This window comes from Allobosea sp. LjRoot9 (assembly GCF_964252745.1).
GTDB lineage: Bacteria > Pseudomonadota > Alphaproteobacteria > Rhizobiales > Beijerinckiaceae > Allobosea.
The window spans coordinates 189740-212037 of record NZ_CAXUPC020000002.1 but is presented as its reverse complement, the minus strand read 5'-3'; the positions used below and the strand labels follow the sequence as shown (position 1 = coordinate 212037).

The following is a 22298-nucleotide window of genomic DNA, read 5'->3' as shown; positions in this document are numbered from 1 at the left end:
ACGTCACCATCCATCGTCACGACTATCGCTGCCAACACCGCCAGCGGCAAAGGCTGCGGCACATAATGCATGCCCACCGCGCAGAGACGGAAAGGGCAGGCGGGGACCCAAGGGAAGAGCCATGTCCAAGCGATCGTTTTCTTCGATGAGCCGGCGCAATTTCTTCGCAGCAGGCGCTGCGGCGACTGGGGCCGTCTCGATGCCCTGGGTTGCCGGCGCGCAGGCCAAGACGGTCAAGATCGGCTTCCCGACCATCCTTTCGGGCCGCGTTGCGCAGCTGGGAACCTCGTCGCGCAATGCGGCGCAGATGGAGGTCGAGAAGCTCAATGCGGCTGGTGGCCTCGCCGGGCGGCCGATCGAACTCGTGGTCCGCGATACCAAGGGGCAGCCGCAGGAGGCCGCCCGTGTCGCCCGCGAGCTCGTCAATTCCGACGGTTGCGAGCTCTTGCTCGATGCAGAGGCTTCGACTGGCGCCTTCGCCGTGCACGAGGTTGCGCGCGATCTCGGCGTTCTTTGCGTGCACACCAATTCAGAGACGTCCTCGCTCACGGCTGATCCCAAGCTCAGGCTGCCAAATGCCTTCCGCTGTGCCAGGCAAGGCATTCATGACTCGGTTGCAGGCGGTACCTACGCCGCCGACATCGTCAACGCCAAGGGCATCACGCGTTGGGCGACCTGCTCACCGGACTATGCCTATGGCCGCGATACGACGGCCGAGTTCGTGATGTACCTCAAGCGCTTCGCTCCGAAGGTCGAGATCATCAGCGAAGCCTGGCCGAAGATTTTCCAGCCCGACTACACCGAGTCGATCACCAAGCTGCTGCAGGCCAAGCCGCAAGCGCTGTATTCCTGCCTCTGGGGCGGCGACCTGACCTCGTTCATCGACCAGGCCGCGATCTATGCCCTGTTCAGCCAGACGCAGTTCTATGCCGTCAACATGGCTGACTATACGGCGCTGACCACGGTCAAGAACCTGCCCACGGGCATCCATTCCGGCAATCGCTACATCAAGACCTTCCCGGCCACGCCGCAGAACGCCGCCTGGGGCGATGCCTACAAGGCGAAATACGGCGAATACCCCACGAACTGGGCCTGGCAGAACGGTCTTGCCGTGAACTTCCTGGCCGCCGCCGCCAAGAAAGCCAATTCCGCAGACGGCAAGAAGATTGCCGAGGCGCTGCGCGGCCTGAAGATCGACTCGCCTTTCGGCGCAGACGGTACGGTGACGATGCGCGCCGAGGATCAGACCATCGTCGGCTACGCCGTCGGCTGGGGCACGACCATCGCCAAGGAACCTTACGTGCCCGAGATGAAGAGCGTGCCCTGGCAGCGCATCTTCGAGCTCGAGGCCGAGTGGAAGAAGGAAAAGGGCTTCGCCTGAGTCCTTTGACGGATCCCGGCGGCAGGGCCCGGGCCCTGCCGCCGGGACCTTACGGGCCACGCCATCGCGCGGCCCGCACGATCTCTTTTCCGTGAGCGCATGATGGATCTCAACGCCCTGACAGAGTGCCTGTCCTCGGCCTCCTGCATGGTGACGCAGGTGACGAGTGGCTTCATCATCGGAATGCTGCTGTTCCTCGTCGCCGTTGGCCTGACGCTGATCTTCGGCGTGATGAAGATCGTCAATTTCACCCACGGCGCCTTCTACATGATCGGCGCCTATCTCGCGATGACGGTGTTCCAGCTCACCGACAGCTACGCATTGGCGCTGGTCGGCGCCGCACTGGGGACCGGCCTCTTCGGGGTCATCGTCGAGCGCTTCTTCATGCAGCGCATCTATGGCGGCAACGTCCTGATGCAGCTTCTGGTTTGCTACGCGCTGGTTTTGATCATGGACGACCTCGTGCGTATCGTCTGGGGTCCCGAGTTCAAATCGATGGGCATGCCCGATGCCTTCCGCGTCCCGCCGCTCTTCGTCATGGGCGGGGTGGTGCCACCCTTCTATCTGTTCCTGATCGCGGCGGCCCTCCTGATAGCGTTGATCCTCGGGCTTGCCATTGCCAAGACGCGGTTCGGCAAGACGATCCGGGCTGCCGCTCACAACCCGGCCATGGTCTCGGTGCTGGGCATCAACACTGGTCTGCTCTTCACCGGCGTGTTTGCGTTGGGCTGTCTGCTGGCGGGCTTGGCGGGTGGTCTTGCCGCGCCCGTCCGCTCACTGACGCCGGGCATGGGTTTCTCGATCCTGATCGAGTCCTTCATCGTCACGGTCATCGGCGGCATGGGCTCGATCCTGGGCGCGCTCGTGGGAGCGCTCCTGTTGGGGCTGATCCGGACGTTCGGCGCGCTCGGCTTCCCGCTCTTCACGGAGACGCTGATGTATCTCGCCATGGCGGTCGTGCTCATCGCCAAGCCGACCGGGCTGTTTGGACGCGAGGCGGCTTGAGATGATGCGTCCTGCTTTTCGCGATGGCCTGCTGGGCCTCGCCGGTTTCCTCGTGCTGGCCTGTCTGCCGCTCTTGACCACGAGCAGCGCGCTGATCGACTTCGTCATCCGCTGCGCGGCGTTCGGCCTGTTTGCGACCTCGCTCAACCTGCTCGTCGGTTATGGCGGCATGGTCTCCTTCGGGCATGGTCTGTTCTTCGGTCTGGGGGCCTACAGCTTCGGCATTGCGATGCAGCGGACGGGAATGCCGATTCCGCTGGCGATCCTGCTGACGCTTGTCGTCTCGGCGCTCGTCGCGCTCGTGGTCGGCGCGATCTGCGTGCGGCTGAAGGAGATCTATTTCGCCTTCGTCACGCTCGCCTTCCAGATGCTGGCGCACAGCCTGATCATCGCCTGGGTGCCCGTGACGGGGGGCGACCAGGGGCTGCGCGGCGGCATCCCGCGCCCGCCCTTCCTCGGCATCGATTTGGCTGACCAGAAGCAGCTTTATCTGTTCAGCGCGGCGCTGCTGGTCATCGGCCTGCTGGCGATGCGCCACATCGCATCCTCGCCCTTCGGCTACACGTTGCGGATGGTGCGCGACAACGCGACCCGCGCCGGCTTCCTCGGTATCGACGTCTATCGCACCCGCCTGACGGCCTTCGTGTTGGCGGGCATGTTCGCGAGCCTGGGCGGCGTGATCATGAGCTTGTTCGTCTCGGGCGCTTATCCCGAGTTCGCCTTCTGGACGATGTCGGGCGAGGCCGTCTTCATCGTCATGCTGGGCGGTACGGCGGCGTTTCTGGGTCCGATGGTCGGGACCGTGCTGCTGCTCCTGCTCAACGACTTCGTCACGCGCACCGCCGAGCATCACGGGCTCGTCCTGGGCATCGTGATCCTGCTCTTCGCGCTCGGCCTGCGCAAAGGCCTGCTCGACTTCGTGATGGATTGGCTCGGCAGCCGCAGGACACGCCTTAGCGCCTCTGCCGCTCCGAAAGCTGAAAGGGCTTTGACATGACTGCCGGCACCATCGCCGTCGTGACCGGCGGCGCCAGCGGCATCGGTGCGTCCTGCTGCCGTGAACTCGCCAGGCGCGGCTGCAAGATCGTTGTGCTCGACCGTGATCTTGCCCGCGCCCAGGCCGTGGCCGAGGAGGTTGGTGGTCATGCGGCGCTCGGCGATGTCGGCGACGAGGCCGGGCTGAAGGATGCCGCCGCCAGGATCGAGGCGGCGATCGGCCCCGTCGGCATCCTGGTCAATAGCGCCGGCGTATTGCAGCCGCCGCTGCGGCCGACGGAACTCCCGATGGCGGTATGGGACCATGTCGTCCATATCGACCAGCGCGGCACCTATCTCGCTTGCATCGTCTTCGGCGCGGCTATGCTGGCGCGGCGCTCAGGTAGCATCGTCAACATCGCCTCGATCGCCGGGCAGCGCTCGATGCCGCTGCATGCCTATGCGCCGGCCAAAGCGGCCGTGATCTCGATCACGCGCTGTCTCGCCTCCGAATGGGGACCGGCCCAGATCCGCGTCAATTCGGTCTCGCCCGGCTTCACCCGGACGCCGGCGCTGCAGGATGCGATCGACAAGGGCGAGCGCGACGTTTCCAATCTCATCGGCAGCGCGGCGCTGCGCCGGCTGGTCGAACCCGATGAGATCGCTCGCGTCGTCGCCTTCCTGGCTTCGCCCGATGCCTCGGCGATGACGGGCATCGACGTACCCGTGGACTGCGGTTGGCTCGCAGGTCAGTCCTGGCACAGCTATGGCGGCTTTCGCGATCCGGGGAACGGTCCCGATGCTTGAGATCGTCAATCTGGTGAAGTCCTTCGGCGGCGTCAGGGCGACCGACGACGTCACCCTGACCTTCGAGACCGGCTCGCTCACCGCGATCATCGGCCCCAATGGTGCCGGCAAGAGCACCTTCTTCAATCTGCTCTCGGGCGCCTTCCAGCCCGATAGCGGCGATATCCGGCTCGATGGACAATCCATCCTGGGCCTGAGCATCGGGCAGATCGTCCGGCGCGGCATCGGCCGGGCCTTCCAGGTCGCGAGCATTTTCCCGTCGCTGAGCGTGGAGGAGACGCTGCTGGCGGCGGTCTCGGCTCATCACCGCCATTCAACCAAACTCGGCTCACGCTTTCCGCTGGCTTCGACGCGCAGCCATGCGGAGCATTGCCTCGGGATGGTGGGCTTGCAGGCCAAGCGCGCGATGCTGTCGGCCAATCTCTCCCATGGCGACCAGAAGCTGCTCGATATCGCGTTGGCCCTGGTTCTCGAACCCAAGGTGCTGCTGCTTGACGAGCCGACCGCCGGCATGGGCCCCGAGGAGCGCTGGCGGGTGATCGAGAAGGTCCGCGAGCTCTGGGAGCGCCAAAAGATCACGGTCGTCTTCATCGAGCACGACATGGACATCGTCTTCAAGATCGCGCCCTCGATCCGCGTGTTGAGCTATGGCCGCGTGCTGGCGCAAGGCACGCCGCAGGAAATCCGTACGAACCCGGCCGTGATCGAGGCCTATCTCGGCACCGAGCATGAGGCTGCGGCATGAGCGCGCCATATGTCATCGAGGCCGCCGGAATCGACGTGTTCTACGGCGCCAGCCAGATTCTGTTCGGGGTCGATCTGGCGGTGAGCCAGGGCCAGACCATGGCGCTGCTCGGCCGCAACGGCGCCGGCAAAAGCACGACGATGAAGGCGATCGCTGGCCTCGCCCCGCCCAGGCGCGGGTTCGTCAAGGTGCTCGGCCAGGAGACGACGAAGCGCAAGCCCTATCATATCGCGCGCATCGGCCTGGGCTTCGTGCCAGAGGATCGGCAGGTCTTTCCCGACCACAGCGTCGAGGACAATCTCCTGATCGCGCAAAAGCCCGGCCCCGACGGTCGGGATGAATGGAGCGTCGAACGGATCTACGAGGCCTTCCCTCTGCTGACGCCATTGCGCCACCGCCTGGCGGGCCGGCTTTCCGGCGGCGAGCAGCAGATGCTGGCAATCGCGCGCATGCTGATGGGCAACCCTTCCGTGCTGCTGCTCGACGAGCCCAGCGAGGGGCTGGCCCCAATCATCGTGCAGCGCATCGGCGCCTTCATCCGCACGCTGCGGGAGACCGGCGTGACCATCCTGATCGCCGAGCAGAACATGCATTTCTGCCTCAGCCTCGCCAGCGATGCGACCGTGATCGACAAGGGCCAGATCGTCTTTCGCGGCACGATCGCGGAGCTGAAAGCCAATGACGACGTCCGCCAGCGCTATCTCGCGCTCTAGCCAGCAGGGAGGGTGTCATGCCAACGCTGACCCAGGAAATCGCCCGGTTCGTCGCGTCATTGCGGGCCGAGACCTTGCCGCTCGAGGTTGTCGACAAGGCGCGCTCCTGCCTCGTCAACGCGCTCGGCATGGCGGTCAACGGCTTCGATACGCCCTATGCACCGGTGGCGCGACGGGCGGCGCTGGCGCTCGATGGCGAGGTGCCGACCGGCGCGACCCTGTTCGGAGACGGACGGCGCTCGACGATCGGTGCAGCCTGCCTCGCCAACAGCGCCCTGTTCCATGGCCGCGCGCAGGAAGACAGCTGCGGCGCCGCGCATTTTGGCACGATCCTGATCCCGATGCTGCTCGCCATGACGGAGGCGCGCGGTTACCCGCTGGCGCGGCTCATTCCGGCGCTGGTCGCTGGTTATGAGGCCGGCGGGCTGCTTGAGACCGCATTTGCGATCAACTCCACCCCGGCAGGTTTCCGTTCCTCGGCCACCTATGGCTGCGTCGCGGCCGCTGCGGCAGCGGGCAAGCTGATGGGGCTCGACGAGGAGCGGCTGGCCGCCGCGCTGGCCAATGCGGTGTCGTTCACGGGCGGCGTGCTGCAGTCCTTCGCCGACGGCACGGATGAGTGGCGCTATCAGGTCGGTGTCATAGCCCGCAACGGGCTGGTGGCGGCCGAGCTGGCCGCTGCAGGCTCGGTCTCGGCGCCGCATGCCTTCGAGGGGCGGGCCGGCCTCATCCGCTGCTATGCCAGCGTGGAGCCGCCAGCCGATCTTACTGCGCGATTGGGCAAGGATTGGTCGATCCTACGGGTCACTTTCAAACCGTTCCCCGTTTGCGCCTTCAACCAGACGCCGGTCACCGGCGCGCTTGCGCTGCGCCGGGTCATCGCAGGCGAGGCGCTCGCTGCGGTTCGCGTTCGGATGAACCCCTATGAGACCGGCTATGCCGGCATGGACGCGGTCGGGCCGTTCAACTCGATCTCGGGCACGCTGATGAGCATTCCCTTCTGTATCGCGACGACGCTGGTCCATGGCGTGCCCAGCATGAAGCGGATGACGACCTATGACGACGCGGCGGTGAATGGGCTGGTCGCGAAGATCACCTTGGTTACGGACCCCGAAGTGCCGGTGCTGAGCGCGGTGCTCGAGGCCGACACGGTGAGCGGCGCGCGCCATGTCCACGCGCAGACCATGACGCCGGCCGATTATGCCTTCGACCGCGCCACCTTGCGCGAATTGCTGACGCGGATCGGTGCGGAGCAGCGGCTCAGGCCTGAGCTGTTCGAACGGATAGAGCGCGTCGTGGACGCGCTGCCCGATGGCGGTGTCCGGGAGATTGTTGATCTCTTCGCCGCGATCGAACCGCACCGTCGGGCAGCGTGAACAGGTTGGTCGGGATCAGCATGTGGCACAAAAAATGAATTATGACTCATAAGTCATATCATGCTAGGGCTCAGCCCCTTGAATTGAGAGCGTCATGAGCGAACAACAGGTCCACCCTCAACTCGGCGTCGGACACAACGCCCCGGCGAGCCTGCTGGAGCTCTATCGGTCGCTGGTCCTGATCCGGCGTTGCGAGGAGCGGCTGAGCAAGATGTTCGCCGACGGCGAGGTGCCTGGCTTCATCCATTTGAGCATTGGGCAGGAGGCTGTTTCGGTCGGCGTGATGGCGGCGTTGACGCCGCAGGACACCATCGCCTCGACGCATCGCGGTCATGGCCATGCCATTGCCAAGGGGCTTTCGCTCGACGGCTTCTTCGCCGAGTTGCTGGCGCGCGACACCGGCCTCTGCCGGGGGCGAGGCGGCTCGATGCATGTGGCGGATATGTCGGTGGGCATGCTCGGCGCCAACGGCATCGTCGGCGCGGGGCTTTCGATCGCGCTCGGCAGCGCGCTGGCGCATCGCTCGCAGAAGAATGGGGCGATCGCCGTCGCCTTCTTTGGCGATGGCGCGCTCGCCGAGGGGCTGCTGCACGAATGCCTGAACATGGCGGCGCTCTGGAAGCTGCCGCTGCTCTTCGTCTGCGAGAATAATGGCTGGGGCGAGTTCCTGCCGACCTCGAAGCAGCTCTCCTTCGCCCTGAAGGACCTCGCCGCAGCCTATAAAATTCCGCACCACTCGATCGACGGAAACGATGTCGCCACCGTAGCCGAACAGGCCGAACGGCTGGTGGTGGAGGTCCGCAGCGAAGGGCCGCGCGTTCTCGAGTGCCTGACGACGCGGGTGCGGGGGCATTTCGAGGGGGACACGCAGAAATACCGTGATGCCGACGAACTGACGGCCCTGAGCGCGCGTGATCCGCTGCGCGTCGCGGCAGGCCAGCTCGGCGGAATGGGCGTCGACGAGGCAGCCCTGGCCGACATCGCCTCCGAGGTCGAGGCCCGTATCGAAGCGTCGGTTGCTGCAGCGCGCGCCGCTCCGCCGCCGCCATTCGAGGCTGCGATGGCTGATGTCTATACGACCGCTCGGGCCATGCAGGGAGGTCTCTGATGGCCGAGATCCGCTATCTCAAGGCGATCAACCAGGCGCTGACCGACGCCATGGCGGAGGATCCGTCGGTGATCCTGATCGGCGAGGATGTCTCGGAAGCCGGCGGAGCATTCGGGGCGAGCCGTGGCCTGCGCGAGCGCTTCGGCGCGGAACGTGTGCTCGACACGCCGATCTCGGAAGCCGCCATCGCAGGTGCTGCGGTGGGAGCGGCTCTGAGCGGGATGCGGCCGGTCGTCGAGATCATGTTCATGGATTTCACCACGCTGGTCATGGACGCGATGGTGAACCAGGCCGCCAAGGCGCGCTTCATGTTCGGCGGCCAAAGTTCCGTGCCTATGGTGCTGCGCACGCCCCATGGCGGCGGCCTGGGCGCAGGCCCGCAGCACTCGCAATGCCTGGAGGCGTGGTTTGCGCATGTGCCCGGCCTCAAGGTCGTCTGTCCGTCCGACCCGTTGAGCGCCTATGGCCTGCTGCGGGCGGCGATTACCGATCCGGATCCGGTCGTCTTCGTCGAGCACAAGGCGCTTTATGCGATGAAGGGCGAGGTGCCCGACGTGCTGCCGGTGATCCCGATCGGCCAGGCGGCGACCCTGCGCGACGGCCGCGACGTCACCATCGTCGCCTATGGAGCTGCGGTCCACACGGCGCTGGCTGCGGCGAAAGACCTCGCCGAGGCAGGCGTCGAAGCTGAAATCATCGATCTTCGCAGCATCCAGCCCTGGGACGAGCAGGCGGTGCTGGCTTCGCTCTCGAAGACCCATCGCCTTGTTGTCGTGCATGAAGCGGTCGAGGCTTTCGGCGTTGGCGCCGAGATCGTCGCCCGCATGGCCGATATCGGTTTCGACGAACTCGACGGGCCGATCGTGCGCGTCGGTGCGCCCTTCATGCCGGTGCCGTTCTCCAAGGGATTGGAGACCGCCTATCTGCCCTCCGCCGAGCGCGTGATCGCGGCCGTGCGCCGCACGCTCGCCTGAAAGGACATCCGATGACGGACGCCATCCTCTATGAACGCCGCGATGCCATCGCGTTGATCACGATCAACCGGCCGTCGACGCTGAATGCGCTCGACATGGACACACTGGCCGCGCTCGACGCCACCGTGGCGCGCGCCGCAGCTGACGAAGAGGTGCGTGTCCTCGTCTTCACCGGGGCCGGCGAGCGTGCCTTCGTGGCCGGCGGCGACATCGCCGATCTCGATAGCCGTCAGGGCCTGCCGCATTACCTTGAACTTGGCGAGCGGCTGCACAGCGTCTTCCGTCGTATCGAGATGCTCGACAAGCCGACGATCGCCGCCGTGAACGGTTGGGCGCTGGGCGGCGGCACGGAGCTGCTGCTCTGCATCGATATCCGCATCGCCGCCAGCTCCGCCAAGTTCGGATTGCCCGAGATCAATCTCGGGCTGTTCCCGGGCGCGGGCGGCTCGCAGCGGCTGATCCGCCAGATCCCGCTCTGCAAGGCCAAGGAACTGATGTTCACCGGCGGGCGCATCGACGCCGCCGAGGCCGAAAAGCTCGGATTGATTAACCGCATCACTCCTGATGCCGAACTGCTCGACCAGGCGCTGGCGCTCGCGCAGACGATAGCGACTAAGTCGCCGCTGGTTCTGAAGCTGCTCAAGCGCACCTTGAACGACGGCGCCGACATGCCGCTGCCTTCGGCTTTGCGCCATGAGCAGGCCATGATCGGCCTCGTGCTCGACACGCAGGATGCGCATGAAGGCTGCCAGGCCTTCCTGCAGAAGCGCACCGCGCAGTTCCGGGGCGCCTGAGCATGAGCGAATCCGCCGCGATCGTCATGCCCAAGCTCGGTCTGACCATGACCGAAGGCCTGCTCGCCTCCTGGCGCGTGGGGCCGGGCGATGCGGTCGCGACCGGCGATGTTCTCTTCGTCATCGAGACCGAGAAAATCGCGACCGAAATCGAGGCTGAGCATGCCGGCCGGATCGGTGCGATTCTCGTTCCGGAGGGCGAAACCGTGCCCGTTGGCGCCGTTCTGGCGACCTGGGGTGACGGTACGCCGGAAATCGACCCCGCGACTGCAAAGGCCGAAACTGCGCCTGTCGCTGCGAAGCCGATACCGCCGTCAGCACCGTTTGCCGTGCCATCGAGCGCGATCGGGCGTATCGTCTCGACGCCGCTTGCCCGCCGGATCGCAAAGCAGAATGGGCTCGATCTGGCAGGCGTCACGGGCTCTGGCCCGCGCGGGCGCATTAAGCTTGCGGATGTGCAGGCGGCGCTCGCGGCCAAGCCAGCAAGCATTGTCGTGGCAAGACCTGTCGCGGCAAGACCTGCTGTATCCGCCAGCCGTCGTCCAGCCACGTCGATCGAGCAGGTCGTGGCACGACGCCTGTCGCAAGCCAAGCAGACCATCCCGCATTTCTATGTGCTGGCCGAAGCCGACATCACCCAGCTTCTGGCGATACGCGAGGATCTCAATGCGGCCGGTGGGCCGGTTCGGTTGAGCATCACCCATTTCATCATGGCGGCTGTCGGGCGGGCATTGATCGCCATGCCGCAGGCGAATGCGCTGTGGGATGAGGGCGATATCGTCACGCTCGCTGGCAGCGATGTCGGGCTTGCGGTCGACAGCCCGCGCGGGCTCGTCGTGCCGGTGCTGCGCGAGGCGGGCAGGGGGCATCTCGATGCTGTGGCTGCCGATTGCGCGTGGATCATCGGCCGGGCGCGCGACGGAAAGCTGACCGCGGGTGATTTCGAGGGCGGCGCAATCAGCGTCTCCAATGTCGGCATGTATGGCGCATCCCATCTCGTGCCGATCATCAATCCCGGCCAGTCGGCGATCCTCGGTGTCGCAGCGGCCAAGCCCGTCTTCCGCCCGGATCTGCATGGCCAGCCGCTGCTCCGGCGCGAGATAGGCCTCGTCCTCTCCTGCGACCACCGCGTGCTCGATGGCGTGCGCGCCGCGCAATTCCTCGATCTCATCGTCAACACGCTCGAACACCCGTTGCCGCTGCTGCGCCAGCCTGCGACCGAAAGGAAGCCGACATGAATTTCGACCGCAGCGACGAACAGGTGATGCTGACTGATACCGCCCGGCGCATCGGAGCGAAGTTCGGGCTCGACTACTGGCGCGACCTCGACGCCAGGAAGGCCTTTCCAGCCGCCATCTGGCAGGAGATCTGCGATGCTGGGCTCTGTGGTATCGCGATCCCGGAAGAATATGGCGGTGCCGGGCTGGGCATGGCCGAGATTGCCATGGCGATCGAAGCGCTCTGCGCGGCGGGCGGTGGCTCGACCCTGAGCCAGATGTTCATGTGCAACCCGATCTTCGGTGGTGTGACGATCAGCAAATTCGGCACGGAAGCTATGAAGCGCGAATTGCTGCCCGCGCTTGTCGCCGGCAAGGCGATGTTCGCTATGGCGCTGACCGAACCGGATGCCGGCACGAACACGCTCTCGATGAAGGCGTTTGCCCGCGCCGATGGCAATGGCTGGCGTCTGAACGGCCAGAAGATCTGGATCACCGCCGTGCCCCAGGCCACCAAGATGCTGGTGGTGGCGCGGACGAAGAAGCTCGACGATGTCAGCCGCAAGACCGACGGAATCAGCCTCTTCCTGATCGATGTCGGGCGCGAGGGCCTGAGCCATCAGGCGATCGAGAAGCTCGGCACCAACACGCTGCCCTCCAGCTCGGTCTTTTTCGAGGATGTCCGCGTCGAGGGGCATGAACTCGTCGGCACGCTCGATGGCGGCTTCCGCGAGCTGCTCGACGTGCTCAATACCGAACGTATCGTCACGACCGCCGGCCTCGTCGCCACGGCGGAACTCGCGATCAAACTCGCTGTCGACTATGCGCGGGATCGCAAGATCTTCAATAACGCGCCGATCGGCTCCTATCAGGGCATCCAGTTTCCGCTGGCGGAGGCGCAGATCCAGCTCGAATGCGCCAGGCTGATGAATCACAAGGCGGCGACGCTCCATGACCGAGGCCAGCCCTACGGCTCCGAAGCCAACATGGCGAAATATCTCGCCGGCCATGCTGCCGGCCTCGCCACGGATCGGGCCATCCAGACGCTCGGCGGCATGGGCTATTCCAAGGAATACCATGCCGAACGCCTCTGGCGCGATGCGCGGCTGTTCCGGGTCGCCCCCGTCTCGGAGGAGATGATCCTGAACTATGTCGCGCAGCACGATCTCGGCATGCCGCGCTCCTATTGAGCAGCGATGTTTTGTATCGCAAGCAAGACAAGCAACAAGCATGCGATGGCGGCGAGCGTGATCGTGCCGACCGGTTGCGTTGCGATCCGCATCCGTAGCGACTTCATGCCAAGCTTTCGACGATCTCGACCGAGGCTGCGAAGAAGTAGCCGCGGGTTCGGATCGTCTTGATGAGTTCCGCTCCCGCTTCGGTGCTCAGCTTCTGTCGCAGCCGGCTGATCAGGACGTCGATTGAGCGTCCGAAAGGGACGCTCTCCCCATCCTGGGTCAATTCTATCAAGAGATCTCTATTGAGCACCCTGCCGGAATAGACGAGGAGCGCATGAAGAAGATTGAACTCAGCTCTGGTCAAATCGAGTTCGCCGCCATCGCGTTTGGTGACGCGACGTAGAGTGGGCTCCAGCGTCAATCCCATGAACCGATAAGCTGCCACCGGCTTGGTCAAGTCCGCAGCCGGCTGGAACCGGCGACGGAACAGCGAGCGAATGCGTGCCACCAATTCGCGCGGATTGAACGGCTTTGCCATGTAGTCGTCTGCGCCCATCTCCAGTCCGATGATGCGGTCGACATCCTCCTTCAAGGCCGTCAGCAAGATGACTGGGATCTGCGATCCGCTCATTCTCAACTCGCCGCAGATGTCCAGCCCCGAGCCGTCTGGCAGCATGACGTCCAGGACGATCAGGTCGGGCTTCTTCATGTCCAATGTCCAGAACAGGCCCTTGCGATCTCGCGCGAGATGAACGCGGAAATTTTCGCCGGCCAGGTAGCGGGCCAAGAGGTCGCGAATTTCCTCGTCGTCGTCCACGATGAGGACGGAAGGCTGATCATGCAAAGCTCGCACCTCTCAATCTGACGAATGGCGAAAGTGATCGTCCAGCCCTTTCCATTCAGCGTCACAAATAGCATCAAAGGCGGATTTAACAAACCATATGGACGGTTTTATTATAGAGGCGGTGATTGCTGATCGTGAAAGAGGCGTTGCGAGGTTTGCAACGGTAGGGTCGGCCTGACGGCATTGTGCTTTTCCAGCTCGCTAGCCGCCCACAATTCCCTTGGGGCGCTCACCGCCTCCAGACCGGCATCAAAGTCGAGTTTCCCGAACGAAGCGGAGTCGTCTTGGAACTCATGATCTGCGCGCGACGTGGCACATGAGGACCTCGGCAGCCGCGGCCTACGATCTTGCCTGCGTCGTATCCGCGAGGCCCTGCGGCCTTGTTGGTCTGTCCGCGCTGCCTGTGCATGACGACGTGAGCGGGTGAGAGCATCAGAAATGCAGCGAAACCTACGGGTCAAATAAAAACCATCTGGGCGGTTTTTATTTGTGGGGCCGGTGATTTTCCCGGAGCCGGCAGTTGGCCCGGAAAGCAGGATGCAAGTTGGTTTTGTTGAAGGCGATGGCCAAGAAACGGTCCGGCTATCAAAAATACAAGCCAAGTGGAGTCGAAAATAACCGACATGTATCCTTTTCATAAAATTTGGAAAAACATGCTTTTTGCGGATTTTGATGCAAGTTGTTGGCTAAATCGTCCGATTTTGTCGGAGAGATTTAAGTTTAAGTTCAAATCCGCAGAGGCCTTGATTCCGCCCCAGGAGAGCCAATCGCTCCTCACGACCCTTCATCGCCGCTCGCGAATCGAGCCCCAGCTTCAGTCCGAGGCCGCCGAATGCGGGCTCGCTTGCCTGGCGATGGTGGCAAGCCACCACGGTCATCGGGCGACGCTCTCGGAGCTGCGGCGTCGTCATGCGGTATCGGCGAAGGGCACGACGTTGAAGACCCTCATCACTGTTGCCGACGAGTTGGGCCTGACCAGCCGGCCGCTGAAGCTGGAGATGGAGGACATCGGAAAGCTGAGGATGCCCTGCATCCTGCACTGGAACATGTCCCATTACGTCGTGCTGAGCCGGGCGAGCTCGGCCCGCATCGAAATTCACGACCCCGCCTGCGGATTGCGACAATTGTCCCATGCGGAGGCCGCCAAGCACTTCACCGGCGTGGCGCTTGAGCTGACGCCGGCAGCCAGCTTCCGCAAGCGCCAGGTAGTCGAGCGCGTGCGCCTGACCGATCTCTGGTCCAAGAACGCCGGCTTCATCCCGAGCCTGCTGCAGATCCTGGTCCTCTCAGTCTTGCTGCAGCTCTTCGGCCTGCTCTCCCCATTGGTCAATCAGATGATCGTGGACGAGGCGATCTCCAAGGGCGACCTTGATCTTCTCAATGTCATCGTCATTGGCGCCGGGCTGCTGCTGCTGATCCAGAGCAGCACCACCTTGCTGCGCGGCTATGTGCAGATGCATTTCAGCGCCCTGCTGACCTTCCAGATGCGCGGCAACCTGCTGCGTCACGCGCTGCGCCTGCCCATTCCTTGGTTCGAGAAACGGCGCCTCGGCGATATCCTGTCGCGCTTCAACTCGCTTCAGCCGATCCAGGATCTGCTGACGGGTGGTCTCGTCTCCGCAGCTTTGGACGGGGTCATGGCCATCGTCACCTTGGCGGTGATGCTGATCTACGCTCCCACCCTTGCGGGCGTGGTGCTGGTCTCGCTGGCGCTTCTCGTCGCGGTTCGGCTCGGCACCTTCCCATGGCTGAGGAGCCTGACCAATGAGGGTATCCAGTACCAGGCCAAGGTCGACGGCATCTTCCTGGAAACCATCCGGGGCGCCCGCGCCTTCAAGCTGTTCGGCCGGGAGCTGGAGCGCCATGGCGTCTGGCAGAACGCCTATGCCGATAGCATCAACAACACGGTTCGCGTTCAGAAGGTCGGCCTCAACGGCACCGCCGGCCTGTCCTTCCTGACCGGGGCGGAAATGCTGCTGGTGTTCTATCTTGGCGCCGGGGCCATCATCCGGGGCGAGATGACGCTGGGCATGCTGCTGGCTTTCCTGGCCTATCGCAGCCAATTCAGCACCGCGGCCCAGTCCCTGGTCGAGCAATTCTTCAAGTTCCGCATGGCTGGCCTCCATCTGGAGCGCCTGGCGGATGCCGTGCATCAGGACGGCGAGCCGAACCTGGAGGCCGCGAGCCGGACGAGCCGTGCGCTCGCCGGGGCGCTGGAACTGCGCGGCCTGTCCTTCCGCTATGCCGAACATGAAGCCTGGGTGCTGAAGGACGTGTCGTTGACGGTCGAGCCGGGGCAGTTCGCGGTGTTCGTCGGCCCTTCCGGCGGTGGCAAGTCCACGCTGCTGAAGCTGCTTATGGGCCTTTATCCGCCGGGCGAGGGCGAGGTGCTCGTGGACGGGCTGCCCTTGGCCACGCTGGGCACGCGGATCTATCGCGAACGCATCGGCGTGGTGATGCAGGACGACCAGCTCTTCGCCGGCACCATTGCCGACAATATCGCCTTCTTCGATCCGGAGATGGACCTCGCCCGCATCGAAGAGGTGGCGCGGCTGGTCAGCCTCCATGACGAAATCCTGCGCATGCCCATGGGCTACATGACCCTGGTGGGCGATCTGGGATCCACCCTGTCGGGTGGCCAGCAGCAGCGCGTTCTGCTCGCCCGGGCGCTGTATCGCCGCCCTTCCATCCTGTTCCTGGACGAGGGAACCGCCAATCTTGACGTGTTCGCGGAGCGCCGCGTCATGCAGGCCCTGGGCACGCTCGGCATAACCCGGGTGATGGTCGCCCACCGCGCTGGCGCGATCGAAGGGGCCGAGCGCGTCTTCGCCGTGGCAGGCGGCCAGGTACGCGAGCTCGGGCGAGAGGTGCAGCCTCAGCCCCTGCAGGTGGTGCCATGAGCGCGGGCCTGTTCCGTACGCAAGCCATCGAGCACCGCCGCCGGCTTCAGGGCGAGGTCATGATCGTGCAGCCGGTGAGCCATGGTGTGATGACGGCTGCCCTCGGCGTCTTCGTGCTTGTCGGTGGGGGCTACCTCGTGACTGGCACCTACGCCCAGAAGGAGACCGTGCAGGGCTATATCGCCCCGACTGGCGGCCTGGCGCAGGTCTATGCCAGCAAAGGCGGCACCGTGACCAAGGTGCTGGTGCATGAGGGCGATATGGTCGCCCAAGGCCACCCTCTGGTCGAGCTGTCGCTGGAGACGGCCGGCGCCAGCGGCCCTGTCGGCGAGAAGCTGCGCGTGGAGACCGAGGCCCGGATCCAGGCGATCGACACGCAGATCGTGGCGGCGATTGCCCGCTATGAGGAAGAAGGCCGGCGGCTCGCCACCCGTACCCAAGGCCTTGGCGAGGAACTGGCGCGCCAGGAGCAGCGGCTGATCGCGGAGCGCAAGCTGCAGGTGCTGCAGAGCGACGATGCGAGCCGCTACTCGCAGCTGGAGGTCAAGGGCAACGGCACGCGCTTCGAGCTGTCGCGCCGCCAGCAGCAGGCGCTCGTCCAGCAGGGCGTGATCCATGAATTGGAGCGCCAGAAGGAGTCCCGACTGGGCGACCTCAACGACGCCCAGTCGCAGCTGGCGAGCCTGCCGGCGGCGCGGGACGACAAGCTCGCGCAACTACACGGAACCCGCAGCGAACTGGAACAGGCACTGGCGCAGCTGGAGGTGAACCGCTCCTACGTCATGGTCGCCCCGGTGGCGGGGCGGGTCGCGGCGCTGCAGGCCCAGCCGGGACAGACGGCGGTCGCGCAGTCGCCCCTGGCGGCCCTGGTTCCGGCTGATAGCAATCTGGAGGCCAATCTGCTGGTGCCGCCGCGGGCCGCCGGATTGGTACAACCGGGGCAGGATGTCCGGCTCAGGATCGATGCCTTCCCCTATCAGCGCTTCGGCACTGTGCCTGGCCGTGTCGTGCAGGTCTCGCGCGCCACCTATCGCGAAGGCGAGCTCCTGGCTCCGATCGCGTTCAAGGACCCGGTCTACCGCGTGACCGTCAGTCTCGAGCGCACCAGCGTCAGCGCCTATGGCGAAGACCGCCCCCTGGCCCCGGGCATGACCCTCATCGGCGATGTCATCACAGACCGCCGCCACTTCACCGACTGGGTATTGGATCCCCTCAGGGCCATAGGCAGTCGGCGACAATAAGAAGGGGAAAGCCATCCCGGCAAATCCTCCACCTCCAACCACGACCAATAGGAGACTACAATGAACAGCATCACCGAAATCAACGCCGACATGCTCGACCTCGTCAGCGGCGGCGCGTTCCAATTCGCCTCCACGGTCGACATCTCGGCCAATGGCGCCGTGTCCGGCAGCTACAGCTTCGGCGATCGCTCGGGCACGTTCTCCGCAACGCTGCCGGCCGAGCTTGTGTACAAGCCCGCGACGCTCTCCTTCAGCAGCGAGACCGGCTTCAGCGCCGCCGTTACCGGCTAATCCGGTTTGAAAATTGCCGGCAGCCGGTATCCTGGCTGCCGGTTTTTGAAAGCAGCGCAACTGATGGGCTGTGACGAGCCGCGCTTAGGCTGCCTGAACGCTCACTGGCAAGCCCCCAATCGGGCTCCACATTGGCCATCGGCATACAGGCTGTGGTGACCGATCTGCCTCCTGGAAGCGGCCAACTGGCCGGCCCGACATCGGGGGCAGGCTCAAGACCGCTCAGCATCGGTCGGTGTTATCTCCTTTGCTCAGAGCTTGAGTGCGAACGGGTCACGCTCCTCATCCGAGAAATCGATCATCACATTCTTGGTCTGCAGGAATTCGTCGAGCGCCATCACGCCGCGCTCCTTGCCGAAACCCGATTCCTTGAAGCCACCGAACGGTGCCATCGCACTGGACGCCCGATAGGTGTTGACCCAGACGGTGCCCGCCTGGATCGCCCTCGAGACGCGCATGGCGCGCGACAGGTTCGTGGTCCAGACGCCCGAGGCTAAGCCGTATCTGGTGTCGTTCCCGATCGCCACGGCCTCCTCTTCGGTATCGAATGGAATGATCGACAGCACCGGCCCGAAGACCTCTTCCTGGGCGATCGCCATGCCGTTGTCGACGCCGGTGAAGATCGTCGGCTCGATGAAGAGGCCTTTGCCGAGGTCTTCGCCGGAGGCTGATTTGCCGCCTGTCGCGAGCACCGCACCTTCGCCCTTCGCCTCGTCGATGCATTGCAGGATGCGCGCGAACTGCGGTTCGTTCGCCACGGTTCCCATCTCCGTCGCCTTGTCGAGGGGGTTGCCAAGCCTGATCTTGCGCGCGCGTTCGACCAGCCGCGCCGCGATCTGGTCATGGACCGAGCGCTGGACCAGCAGTCGCGATCCGGCGATGCAAGTCTGGCCCGTGGCGCCGAAGATGCCAGCGAGCGCGCCGACGGTCGCCTTGTCGAGATCGGCGTCCTCGAAGATGATGTTGGGCGATTTTCCGCCCAGCTCAAGCGTGACGGGAACCAGCAGGCGGCCGGCCTCGGCGGCTATCTGGCGTCCGACATTGGGGCTTCCCGTGAAGCTCACTCGGTCGATGCGCCCGCTCGCGAGCAGGGCCTGCCCGGTCCGGTAGTCGCCTGTGATGACGTTGACGACGCCGGGCGGAAAGCCGGCCTGCCGGACAAGCTCGGCGAATTCCAGCGTCGTCACCGAGGCGTGCTCGGAGGGCTTGATCACGACGCAATTGCCTGCAGCCAGAGCTGGCGCGAGCTTGTTGGCAAGCAAACCCATCGGCGAGTTCCAGGCGGTGATCAGGACAGCCACGCCGAGCGGCTCGCGCCGGGTGAAATCGAAGACGTCGCGCTGATCGAGGGGGATCGTATCGCCGAAGATCTTGTCGGCGCAGCCAGCAAAGAAACGGTAGGCGCGCGCCGCGAAATGCATCTGGCCATGCGTCTCGCGGATGATCTTGCCGTTGTCGGTGCTTTCCATCACCGCCATGCGCTCGGCCTGTTCGACGAGCAGATCGGCCAGTTTGTGCAGCAGCGTGGCGCGCGCCAGACCCGAGGTCTTGCTCCAAACGGTGTCGAAGGTTCGGCGCGCGGCGGCGATCGCATCGGCGACCTGATCGGCGCTCGCCTGGGGGATTTCGGCCCATGGTTCTCGCCGGAAGGGGTCGATAGCAGGGAACCATTCCTGGTTCGCGGCGCGGACCGACTCGTTGGCGATGAAAAGATCATAGGTCTTGCGCATCGTTTCCTCGATTCTCTGAGAAGCGGCGCCCTTTCGAGCCGCCGTTCGCCGCGTGGTCTTACGGGACCGACGAGGCGCGTTTCTTCATGGGCGGTGGCCTGCCGCCCTTCGCGAAACGGCCCCGTTGCCATGATGGAAGGGCTGTCTCTGCCGGGCTCCTCGTCCGATCGCCCGAGTGGTTTGACTCCAGGCCTTCGGCGTTGTCAACAGTTAGCAATGGTCGTTGTGCGTGCGCTGAGAGCAGCAGCAGACGGGACACTGAGCGCTTGACGGTAGCGGGTGTGCACGTAGAATGTTAACAGTAAACAATAATGGGAGGATAAAACCGTGAAACGGTTTCTGCTGGGCGTCGCCCTTCTCGTCTCGAGCTGCTGGCTTGCCGCGGCTGAGACTTATCCCTCCCAGAGGATCACGCTGATCGTGCCGTTCGGCGCCGGCAGCGGCACGGATGCCGTGTCGCGTATCGTCTTCCAGCGGGTCTCCGAACTGCTCAAGACGCCGATCATCATCGAAAACCGGGTGGGGGCGAATGGTGCCGTGGGCGCCGCCGCCGCCGCCCGTTCCGCGCCGGATGGCTACACCTTGATGGCGGGTGGGTCGTCGACCCATGCCGCAAATCCGAGCATGCTGAAGTCGATCCAGTACGATCCGAAAGCTGATTTCGCGCCGATCTCCCAGCTCGGCCTGTATCCCTATTTCCTCATCGTCAACCCCGAGGTTCCGGCAAAGACCGTCCGCGATCTCGTCGCGCTTGCTAGGGACAAGCCGGGCTCGCTTTCCTTCGCCTATGCCAACGCCATCGGCCAGCTCTCGGGTGAAATGCTGAAGAAGCGTGCCGGCGTCGACCTGGTCGCGGTGCCTTATCGGAACAGCCCCCAGGGCATTACCGATCTGATTGCCGGTCGCGTCTCCATGATGTTTCTCGACATGCCACCGGCCTTGCCCCAGGTGCAGGCTGGGCTGGCGCGCGCTCTTGCGACGACGACGAAGAACCGCACCGTGTTGTTCCCCTCGATTCCGTCGATGACGGAAGAGGGCGTTCAACTGTTCGACCTGTCTGCCTGGACAGGGGTATTTGCGCCCAAGGGTACGCCTCCCGAGATCGTCTCAAAACTCGCTGACACGCTGCACCAGGTCCTCGACGAGCCCGATATGCGCAAGCGTCTCGCCGCAATCGGCTTCGAAGCCCAATGGCTTGGCCCGAAGCCATTTTCTCAGCATGTTTCCGACGATCTCGATCTATGGGCCAATCTCACCCGCGAAGCCGGCATCGAGCGTCAGTGAGGTTCAGGTGATGTCCGACTATGAGATCTATGCGATCCGCTATGCACGGAAGGATGAGCGCCGCTCGCCCGAGAATTTTATCGGCGGCGATCCCGCCGACCGGCCGATGCCGATGGATTTCTTCGTCTGGGCGCTGGTTGGCGCGGACCGCACGGTCATCGTCGATACCGGCTTCGACGAGACATCCGGACAGGTCCGTGGCTGGAGCGTGTCGCGCCCGGTCGCCGAAGGCCTGAAGCAGATCGATATCGATCCGGGTAGCGTGAAGGACGTCATCCTGACGCATCTGCACTGGGATCATGCCGGCAATCACGGGCTGTTCCCGCAAGCGCGCTACCACGTGCAGGAGCGCGAGATGCATTTCTGCACGGGCCGCTGCATGTGCGAGCCGACGCAGGCCAAGGCCTACAACGCCGAAGACGTCAGCCATATGGTCAAGATGAACTTCGAAGGCAGGGTCGCCTTCCACCAACCCCAATCGGACTTCGCTGACGGTATCTCGCTGCATTGGGTCGGCGGGCATACTAGCGGTCTGCAGGTCGTGCGGGTGCGGACGCGGCGCGGCTTCGTCGTGCTGGCCTCGGACGCGTCGCATTTCTACGCCAACATCCTGGAACAGCGGCCATTCCCGGTACTCGCCGACATGGACGAGATGCTTGCCGGCTTCGACACGATCAAGGCGATGACCGAAACCGCGTCGCACATCATCCCGGGCCATGACCGACAGGTGCTGTCGCTGTTCCCGGCCGCGCGCAACGGGCTCGACGGTATCGTGCGGCTCGATGCCGACCCGCTTGGTAGGCCCGGCGGATGATGCCCGGGGCAGGGGCCTACCGTGCCGCGCCTTCGATGACCTTGATGATCACCGGCCAGTAATTTGCGCCGAACCCCTGCTGCGAGGCTTCACCGAGGAGGCGCGCGCCCAGCGCAGCCTCTCTTGCGTCGATGCCGCCGTCCCTGGCCATCTCCAGCGCATAGGAGACGTCCTTGAGCATGTAATCCGTCGAGAAGACGCGCTCGGGGAACTCGCGCGCAGCGACGGCCTTGAAGCCGTGATTGCGCAGGGCAAAGCTGTCGGCGGAGCCCTTGGCGAAGGCCTCGAACAGCGCCTGCCTGTCGATGCCGGCGGATTCGGCGATGGCGGCTGCCTCGCAGAGCGCCGTCACCGTGCCGACCACGACCATGTTGTTCAGAATCTTCACAACCTGGCCTGAGCCGACCTCGCCGCAATGTGTCACCTCTGCTGCGAAGCAACGCAACAGAGGCTCCACGCGTGCGAAGATCTCGGGTGTCGCGCCGACGGTGATCGCGAGCGTGCCGGCCTCGGCAGCAGCGCGTGTGCGGGCGATGGGCGCATCGGCATAGTCCGCGCCCTTGGCCGCGAAAGCGGCAGCCAGTTCGCGCGTCAGCTTGAGCGGGCTGGTGGAAAGATCGACGATCATCTGGCCGGGGCGAGCGAAGGCGAGGAGGCCGTCGGGGCCCTCGCAGATCCGCTGGAGATGCGCGCCGCTCGGCATCGAGATGAAGACGATGTCGGCCTTGGCGACCTCGGCGAGCGAGCCGCCGTCGCGGGCGCCCTGCGTGACGAGGCGCGTCACCGGCGCGGCATTGATGTCGTGGACCGTGACGTCGGCGCTCGTCTTCTGGACGAGATGGCGGCACATGGGTTCGCCCATCACGCCGAGGCCGATGAAGCCGAGGGTTGTCTTGGTGGTCATATCCATCTCCCGATATC

20 protein-coding genes are annotated in these 22298 nt (G+C 64.6%); 17 read left to right on the top strand and 3 right to left on the bottom strand.

The window, feature by feature from the left end; genetic code table 11:
• The first annotated feature begins 145 nt into the window (after positions 1-145).
• The 12 genes from ACSQ3P_RS09535 to ACSQ3P_RS09480 all read left to right on the top strand — a co-directional run bounded on the left by ACSQ3P_RS09535 (position 146) and on the right by ACSQ3P_RS09480 (position 12285).
• Positions 146-1381, top strand: a complete 1236-nt coding sequence (locus ACSQ3P_RS09535) for an ABC transporter substrate-binding protein (protein WP_436165353.1) — start codon at positions 146-148, stop codon at positions 1379-1381.
• A 102-nt stretch (positions 1382-1483) separates the two neighbouring features.
• Entirely contained in the window at positions 1484-2386 is a 903-nt protein-coding gene (locus tag ACSQ3P_RS09530; RefSeq protein ID WP_436165352.1) for a branched-chain amino acid ABC transporter permease, read from the top strand.
• Position 2387: 1 nt separating this feature from the next.
• Entirely contained in the window at positions 2388-3383 is a 996-nt protein-coding gene (locus ACSQ3P_RS09525; protein WP_436165351.1) for a branched-chain amino acid ABC transporter permease, read from the top strand.
• Entirely contained in the window at positions 3380-4168 is a 789-nt protein-coding gene (locus ACSQ3P_RS09520) for an SDR family NAD(P)-dependent oxidoreductase (protein WP_436165350.1), read from the top strand. The genes ACSQ3P_RS09525 and ACSQ3P_RS09520 overlap by 4 nt, the downstream gene beginning before the upstream one ends.
• Positions 4161-4913, top strand: a complete 753-nt coding sequence (locus ACSQ3P_RS09515) for an ABC transporter ATP-binding protein (protein ID WP_436165349.1) — start codon at positions 4161-4163, stop codon at positions 4911-4913. The genes ACSQ3P_RS09520 and ACSQ3P_RS09515 overlap by 8 nt, the downstream gene beginning before the upstream one ends.
• Complete coding sequence (locus tag ACSQ3P_RS09510; protein ID WP_436165348.1) at positions 4910-5626, top strand: ABC transporter ATP-binding protein; 717 nt, start codon at positions 4910-4912, stop codon at positions 5624-5626. The genes ACSQ3P_RS09515 and ACSQ3P_RS09510 overlap by 4 nt, the downstream gene beginning before the upstream one ends.
• 17 nt (positions 5627-5643) lie before the next feature.
• A complete protein-coding gene (locus ACSQ3P_RS09505; protein WP_436165347.1) occupies positions 5644-7002 on the top strand; it encodes an MmgE/PrpD family protein in 1359 nt (452 codons plus the stop codon).
• 94 nt (positions 7003-7096) lie between these two features.
• Positions 7097-8110, top strand: coding sequence for a thiamine pyrophosphate-dependent dehydrogenase E1 component subunit alpha (locus ACSQ3P_RS09500; RefSeq protein ID WP_436165346.1), 1014 nt, complete (start codon positions 7097-7099; stop codon positions 8108-8110).
• Entirely contained in the window at positions 8110-9084 is a 975-nt protein-coding gene (locus ACSQ3P_RS09495; RefSeq protein WP_436165345.1) for an alpha-ketoacid dehydrogenase subunit beta, read from the top strand. Before ACSQ3P_RS09500 ends, ACSQ3P_RS09495 begins: the two co-directional genes overlap by 1 nt.
• 11 nt (positions 9085-9095) lie before the next feature.
• Positions 9096-9878, top strand: coding sequence for an enoyl-CoA hydratase/isomerase family protein (locus ACSQ3P_RS09490; RefSeq protein WP_436165344.1), 783 nt, complete (start codon positions 9096-9098; stop codon positions 9876-9878).
• 2 nt (positions 9879-9880) lie between these two features.
• Positions 9881-11116: a dihydrolipoamide acetyltransferase family protein gene (locus ACSQ3P_RS09485; protein WP_436165343.1), complete on the top strand. Its 1236-nt coding sequence runs from the start codon at positions 9881-9883 to the stop codon at positions 11114-11116.
• The gene (locus ACSQ3P_RS09480; protein WP_436165342.1) at positions 11113-12285 is read left to right on the top strand and encodes an acyl-CoA dehydrogenase family protein; all 1173 of its coding nucleotides are present in this window, start codon (positions 11113-11115) and stop codon (positions 12283-12285) included. The genes ACSQ3P_RS09485 and ACSQ3P_RS09480 overlap by 4 nt, the downstream gene beginning before the upstream one ends.
• A gap of 103 nt (positions 12286-12388) precedes the next feature.
• Here ACSQ3P_RS09480 and ACSQ3P_RS09475 read toward each other — a convergent pair whose 3' ends face one another.
• Positions 12389-13126, bottom strand: a complete 738-nt coding sequence (locus ACSQ3P_RS09475; protein WP_436165341.1) for a response regulator transcription factor — start codon at positions 13124-13126, stop codon at positions 12389-12391.
• Positions 13127-13860: 734 nt separating this feature from the next.
• Between ACSQ3P_RS09475 and ACSQ3P_RS09470 the strand changes: the two genes are divergently transcribed.
• From ACSQ3P_RS09470 to ACSQ3P_RS09460, 3 genes are read left to right on the top strand one after another with little or no spacing between them, the layout of a single operon-like run.
• Complete coding sequence (locus ACSQ3P_RS09470; protein ID WP_436165340.1) at positions 13861-16017, top strand: peptidase domain-containing ABC transporter; 2157 nt, start codon at positions 13861-13863, stop codon at positions 16015-16017.
• A complete protein-coding gene (locus tag ACSQ3P_RS09465) occupies positions 16014-17258 on the top strand; it encodes an HlyD family secretion protein (protein WP_436165339.1) in 1245 nt (414 codons plus the stop codon). The genes ACSQ3P_RS09470 and ACSQ3P_RS09465 overlap by 4 nt, the downstream gene beginning before the upstream one ends.
• 60 nt (positions 17259-17318) lie before the next feature.
• On the top strand, positions 17319-17549 hold the full coding sequence (locus tag ACSQ3P_RS09460) for a flagellar hook protein (protein ID WP_436165338.1): 231 nt from the start codon (positions 17319-17321) through the stop codon (positions 17547-17549).
• Positions 17550-17800: 251 nt separating this feature from the next.
• Here ACSQ3P_RS09460 and ACSQ3P_RS09455 read toward each other — a convergent pair whose 3' ends face one another.
• A complete protein-coding gene (locus tag ACSQ3P_RS09455; RefSeq protein ID WP_436165337.1) occupies positions 17801-19279 on the bottom strand; it encodes an aldehyde dehydrogenase in 1479 nt (492 codons plus the stop codon).
• 327 nt (positions 19280-19606) lie between these two features.
• Between ACSQ3P_RS09455 and ACSQ3P_RS09450 the strand changes: the two genes are divergently transcribed.
• Positions 19607-20563 (top strand): Bug family tripartite tricarboxylate transporter substrate binding protein, encoded by a 957-nt coding sequence (locus tag ACSQ3P_RS09450; RefSeq protein ID WP_436165336.1) that lies wholly within the window; start codon positions 19607-19609, stop codon positions 20561-20563.
• A gap of 10 nt (positions 20564-20573) precedes the next feature.
• A complete protein-coding gene (locus ACSQ3P_RS09445) occupies positions 20574-21377 on the top strand; it encodes an N-acyl homoserine lactonase family protein (RefSeq protein ID WP_436165335.1) in 804 nt (267 codons plus the stop codon).
• Between the two features lie 16 nt (positions 21378-21393).
• On the opposite strand, the gene ACSQ3P_RS09440 is transcribed toward ACSQ3P_RS09445, so the two are convergent.
• Positions 21394-22281, bottom strand: a complete 888-nt coding sequence (locus ACSQ3P_RS09440) for an NAD(P)-dependent oxidoreductase (protein ID WP_436165334.1) — start codon at positions 22279-22281, stop codon at positions 21394-21396.
• Positions 22282-22298 lie beyond the last annotated feature (17 nt).

Coding starts and splice junctions, on each gene's coding strand:
- ACSQ3P_RS09535 (WP_436165353.1), top strand. CDS start 146: ATGAGCCGGCGCAATTTCTTCGCAGCAGGCGCTGCGGCGACTGGGGCC.
- ACSQ3P_RS09530 (WP_436165352.1), top strand. CDS start 1,484: ATGGATCTCAACGCCCTGACAGAGTGCCTGTCCTCGGCCTCCTGCATG.
- ACSQ3P_RS09525 (WP_436165351.1), top strand. CDS start 2,388: ATGATGCGTCCTGCTTTTCGCGATGGCCTGCTGGGCCTCGCCGGTTTC.
- ACSQ3P_RS09520 (WP_436165350.1), top strand. CDS start 3,380: ATGACTGCCGGCACCATCGCCGTCGTGACCGGCGGCGCCAGCGGCATC.
- ACSQ3P_RS09515 (WP_436165349.1), top strand. CDS start 4,161: ATGCTTGAGATCGTCAATCTGGTGAAGTCCTTCGGCGGCGTCAGGGCG.
- ACSQ3P_RS09510 (WP_436165348.1), top strand. CDS start 4,910: ATGAGCGCGCCATATGTCATCGAGGCCGCCGGAATCGACGTGTTCTAC.
- ACSQ3P_RS09505 (WP_436165347.1), top strand. CDS start 5,644: ATGCCAACGCTGACCCAGGAAATCGCCCGGTTCGTCGCGTCATTGCGG.
- ACSQ3P_RS09500 (WP_436165346.1), top strand. CDS start 7,097: ATGAGCGAACAACAGGTCCACCCTCAACTCGGCGTCGGACACAACGCC.
- ACSQ3P_RS09495 (WP_436165345.1), top strand. CDS start 8,110: ATGGCCGAGATCCGCTATCTCAAGGCGATCAACCAGGCGCTGACCGAC.
- ACSQ3P_RS09490 (WP_436165344.1), top strand. CDS start 9,096: ATGACGGACGCCATCCTCTATGAACGCCGCGATGCCATCGCGTTGATC.
- ACSQ3P_RS09485 (WP_436165343.1), top strand. CDS start 9,881: ATGAGCGAATCCGCCGCGATCGTCATGCCCAAGCTCGGTCTGACCATG.
- ACSQ3P_RS09480 (WP_436165342.1), top strand. CDS start 11,113: ATGAATTTCGACCGCAGCGACGAACAGGTGATGCTGACTGATACCGCC.
- ACSQ3P_RS09465 (WP_436165339.1), top strand. CDS start 16,014: ATGAGCGCGGGCCTGTTCCGTACGCAAGCCATCGAGCACCGCCGCCGG.
- ACSQ3P_RS09460 (WP_436165338.1), top strand. CDS start 17,319: ATGAACAGCATCACCGAAATCAACGCCGACATGCTCGACCTCGTCAGC.
- ACSQ3P_RS09455 (WP_436165337.1), bottom strand. CDS start 19,279: ATGCGCAAGACCTATGATCTTTTCATCGCCAACGAGTCGGTCCGCGCC.
- ACSQ3P_RS09445 (WP_436165335.1), top strand. CDS start 20,574: ATGTCCGACTATGAGATCTATGCGATCCGCTATGCACGGAAGGATGAG.
- ACSQ3P_RS09440 (WP_436165334.1), bottom strand. CDS start 22,281: ATGACCACCAAGACAACCCTCGGCTTCATCGGCCTCGGCGTGATGGGC.